Below are 4,540 nucleotides of genomic sequence, written 5' to 3' on the forward strand. Positions count from 1 at the left end.
CGATCCGGTCTGATCGCGCTGGCCTTCGTCATGTCGTCACCCGCCCGTCGGTGGCGCCGCATGACGGCACCCGGCCCCGGCTGGGCACCAACCCGATCTGCATCGCCGTTCCGGCCACCAACGCCACACCGGCGCTGATCCTGGATTTCGCCACCAGTGCGGTTGCCGTCGGCAAATGCCGCGTCGCCATGGGCAAGGGGCAGGAGATGGCGCCGGGTCTGCTGCTCGACCCCAAGGGTGACCCGACGCGCGATCCCGCCGTGATGTTCCAGGACCCGTCCGGCGCCCTGCTGCCGCTCGGCGGGCACAAGGGGTTCGGGCTGGCGCTGATGTGCGACGTGCTGGCCGGGGCGTTGGCCTCGGCGATGCCGGGCACGCCGTCGCACCAGAATTCCGGCCGGGTGATGAACAACATGTTCGCCATCGTCTTCGACCCGGCGCGCGGCGGCAACGCCCAATGGGCGGCCGATCTGGACGATCTGGTCGCCTATGTCCGCGACACCCCGACGGCGCAGGGGGCCGACGCCATCCAGATGCCGGGCGAACCGGAGAGCCGGACCCGCCGGCAGCGGTTGGCCGACGGCATTCCGCTGGACGGCGCGACGCTGGCGATGCTGGACAGCCTGGGCCGGGAGCGCGGGCTGGAGCTTGGCGAACTGCTGGCCTGACGGCCGGCGGTCAGCCAAGCAGCGCCAGCGTCGCGTCGTCCGGCCGGCCGTCGCAGTAGCGGTCCAGCGCCTTGCGATAAAGACTCCCTGCCGGCTCCGTCTCGGCGAACAGGGTCATGCAGGAGCGGAACTTCAGGTCGTCGGGCGAGCCGAAGATCTCGTGAAGCGTCCGCTCCCGCACGGACAGGACGGTCTCCGTCGCCTGGACCAGCCGGGGACCGAGGGCCGGGTGGGCCAGATAGGCCCGCGCCTCGTCCATCGACGCGATGCCATAGAACTGCGCGGTGGGGGAGCGGCCGAGGGCGCGCAGCTGTGGGAAGATGAACCACATCCAGTGGCTGCGCTTCCGCCCATTGCGCAATTCGTCGATCACGGTCGCGAAGACCGGGTCCTGCGCCGTGACGAAGCGCTGGAGGTCGAAGGGATCGCCGTCCGGCATGGCACCGTTCCTCAATCAGGGTCAAACCGACAGATCGGTTGGACGCGGACATTTGGCAACGGCTTTGTGCCGGCACCGGATCTGCCGGATCAGCCGCCGTCGATCTCCACCCGCATGCGGACGAGGTCGCGGTTCCAGGTGATCCTGCATTTGTCCAGGTTCAGCCGCGTCATGTAGACGTAGGCGGACTTGCCGACATCCTCGAAATTGCGGCTCTGGCTGCCGGGGTCGAGCAGGGCCGGATAGTCGAAGGCCGCCGCGTCGCCGCAGCCGTAGCGGAACAGCAAGGGGGCCGCCCGGAGAAGCTGCGGCTTCGACCAGTTCACCAGATCCGGCGAGGTGGCGGTCCAGACACCGGTCTGGCCGTCCCGGGTCATCGCCAGCGTAGCGATGAACAGGCCGCTCGCCCGGTGGCGGACGATGCTGCGCACGGTGCCTTGCAGCACATCGGGGGCGACCGGCGCGCAGACATGGGCCTCCGGCGGGTCTCCGGCCTGGGTTTCGCGGACGAAGCGGACGGAAAAGGATTTGCCGTCCCAGCCGCGCCATGCGCGCGGATCGGCGAGATTGTCGGTCCGCATCAGGCAGGCGCCGCGCTGCTGCGCCCCGAACCGTTCGGCCCACAGGAAGGCGTACCAGTGGTCGCCGTTGCGGACGATGTTGCTGGGTGCGAAATAGCCGGTGCGCTGGCCGACATCGCCGCTGTAGGGATAGGGCAGGGTCGCCACCGTGTGGTTCGGCGGTGGGGCGCTCAGCCGGAAGCTTGCCCCGCCGTCGCTGGAAATGGCGGAGGTGATGCTGTTGCGCCAGCAGCGCATGTATTCGCCGGACGGACAGAGGGCACGCCGCTTCTGGGCGTGGAACTCGTTGCTGACCAGCGCGAAGACGGTGGTACCATCCGGCGTGTAGAAGGACGAGATCCAGCTGCGGTCGTCATGCAGGCGCGGATCGTCCTGGGCATGGCCCTGGAAGATCACCCGGCAATTCGGCCGCACGGCATCCAGTGACGGGCCGGTCAGCGCCCGCGCGGTGGAGTGCGAGGCGATCAGGTGCACCGTGCCGCCCGCATCCCGGAAGGCGCGCGCCGGGGTGTCCGGCGCGTCGCTTTCGGCGCAGGCGTCGCGTTGCCAGGAGGTGACCGTCTCCGGCTCTCCCACTGTCCTGACCGTCAGGGCATCGGCCTGCGTGGCGGCCTGCGTGGCGACCATGCCCAGCGTGAACGCGAGGGCGGCGGTCCGGCGGAACATGGCGGCTCTTACCGTCACTTGCCGTTCGCGATGGATTTCAGGAAGGCTGCCGGCCGCAGCCGGTTGGCGACCAGGAAGTCCAGATAGCGGGCGGCCGATTCCGCGCGGTGGCGGTCATAGGCGTCGGGATCGAACGCGATCAGCGACTTCAGTCGGCTGCGGGTCAGCGGCATCGTCAGGTCGGCGGCGTCGGCATAGGGCACGCCGGTGTTTTCGCACAGCTCGCGCGTGCGGGAGTCGATGGTCACAGTCAGGCCCATCCGCTCCGCCTGGATCGCCAGCGCGACCCCGTGATAGCGGCAGCCGATGGTCAAATCCTGCTGGCGCAGGGTATCCATCCAGGCCGGCACATCATAATAGGAGCGCATGTAGTTGCGGCACCAGGCCTTGAACTCCTCGAAGGAGTAATGCGGCACGGTGTGACGGTGGATTTCCTTCAGCGCATGCGGGTCGATGCTGTCGAACAACCCGCGCGAGGCGCGGATCATCTCACCCATCGATTGGACAATGTACTGGCCGGGGGCGATGGGATCCATCATCAGCGCGATCAGCTGGTGTTCGATCTCGCGAGTCTTGACCCAGGCCTGATGTCCGCCGGCCACCGTGATCGAGCGCGGCAGGTCGAGCGCCGACCAGTTGGCGTGGATCTTCCGCCCAAGACCCGGCGCCTGATTGAGGAAATGCGACGGGCAGCCGCCGGGCAGCGAACCGGTGATGCCCAGCTTGTCCAGCTGCGCGGTGGTGAAGGCACCGCGGGTGTAGATGTTGGGCGAACTGGCCGACGACGGGTTCGAGGCCGCGATCACCTGCGCCCAGCGCAGCGTGCCGGCGCTGAGTTCGATGTCGTGGTCGTAGCTGTTCGCCTGGGCACCGAGACCGATGGCGACGATGGGCAGGCCGGATTTCTCCAGATTCTCCGCCATCTGGCCGTAATCGGTGTGGCGGCCCAGCTGGTTGGCGCAGGGGATGACGATGATGTCGGCGTTGTTCCGCAACGTCTCCGCCGAGGAGCCCCAGCTGAAATGCTTCACCGGATTGGTGATGTGGCTGCAGATAGAATGCACGAAGGCGAGGTTGCCATTGTTGTGCCCAATGCCGTTGTACAGGTCGTCAAAGGCGGTGTTCGAATAGAGGCCGAGATTCGGCGTTTTCCACAGAACCGCGACGCGCAGAGGCTGGGACGGCGCACGGCCGGAGGCTTGCCCGGAAGAGTGCGGCCGGTCGACAGGAGTATCGATGACGATGTCTTCAAGCATATCGGCTCTAGCCTCGGGTCGGTGGATGCTGGAAACACGCTGACGGTAAGCGCAGACGAGGTAAGACTGCAAGTGACATCATAAAAATATCGTTCAGATATTGTTGATTGATAACGATTAGGCTTTCTATATGTTTTTTATATATGGATATATATAAATTAATCCTGCTCGTAGTTGGTCAATTGTCTTGCGATTATCCGTCGAAAATCGAAAGATGTTCGATGAACAGTTCGGGGGTTGAAAGCCGTGACGGCACCTCCTATTTTCCTGAGCGTTCCCGCGAAAAGTGGCGGGAACCGAAATTCAGTTGGGGTGCCAGGAAAATTCGCCTGGGCGCCCCTTTTATGCGTTGTGACAATTCCTATATAGAGCCTGTTGCGCCGCTGATGGCGCCGGCCCCGATAGACTGGCTTTCGCCCCTATGCCCCTGATGTTTCCACCGGTTCGGCTGCGCTGATCGCGTGGCCCTGCCGTTCCTCTCCGGCCCTGCGGCGTGCTGGCCGCTGTGACCCCCTTCCCCGGCTGCGGCGCCGCCCGCCGGGCTGGAGAGGCCCGATCTCTACCCGTTCCTGCACCGAGCCCGGTGCACGCCGTCCGGCAGCGTCGAATGCCGGCAACGCAACGAACCAAAAACCGCCCCTCAACAGGACCGACCCGAACAACGCCTGGGTCTTGACCCGCGGCGCCGCTCCCGTCGGCTGGGAGAAAAAGAGACACCATGCAGCGAAATGCTGAAACCCACACGACCGAGACCACCCGTACCGCTCAAACCCGCCCTGCCGAACCCCGCTCTGCCGAACCGATGCAGCTCTATCTGCAGGACGCCCGCAAGTATCAGTATCTGACGCCGGAACAGGAGCAGGAGCTGGCCGTCCGCTGGCACGAGCGGCAGGACCCGGCCGCCCTGGACCAACTGGTCGGCAGCCATCT

The 4,540-nt window shown here is 65.9% G+C and carries 5 protein-coding genes; 2 read left to right on the forward strand and 3 right to left on the reverse strand.

Annotation, left to right across the window (positions count from 1 at the left end; translation table 11 throughout):
* A partial coding sequence (locus I71_RS14000) for an Ldh family oxidoreductase (RefSeq protein WP_042695470.1) occupies positions 1–668 on the forward strand: 668 nt, incomplete at its 5' end.
* Between the two features lie 10 nt (positions 669–678).
* Here I71_RS14000 and I71_RS14005 read toward each other — a convergent pair.
* The 3 genes from I71_RS14005 to I71_RS14015 all read right to left on the reverse strand — a co-directional run bounded on the left by I71_RS14005 (position 679) and on the right by I71_RS14015 (position 3,610).
* Positions 679–1,107, reverse strand: coding sequence for a DUF1810 domain-containing protein (locus tag I71_RS14005; RefSeq protein ID WP_042695471.1), 429 nt, complete (start codon positions 1,105–1,107; stop codon positions 679–681).
* A gap of 89 nt (positions 1,108–1,196) precedes the next feature.
* Entirely contained in the window at positions 1,197–2,354 is a 1,158-nt protein-coding gene (locus tag I71_RS14010) for a hypothetical protein (RefSeq protein ID WP_042695472.1), read from the reverse strand.
* A 14-nt stretch (positions 2,355–2,368) separates the two neighbouring features.
* Positions 2,369–3,610, reverse strand: coding sequence for a polysaccharide pyruvyl transferase family protein (locus I71_RS14015; RefSeq protein ID WP_083897154.1), 1,242 nt, complete (start codon positions 3,608–3,610; stop codon positions 2,369–2,371).
* Positions 3,611–4,328: 718 nt separating this feature from the next.
* Between I71_RS14015 and I71_RS35945 the strand changes: the two genes are divergently transcribed.
* A partial coding sequence (locus tag I71_RS35945) for a sigma-70 factor domain-containing protein (protein WP_280109873.1) occupies positions 4,329–4,540 on the forward strand: 212 nt, incomplete at its 3' end.

Source organism: Azospirillum sp. B506 (assembly GCF_000333595.1).
In the GTDB taxonomy this organism is placed as follows: domain Bacteria; phylum Pseudomonadota; class Alphaproteobacteria; order Azospirillales; family Azospirillaceae; genus Azospirillum.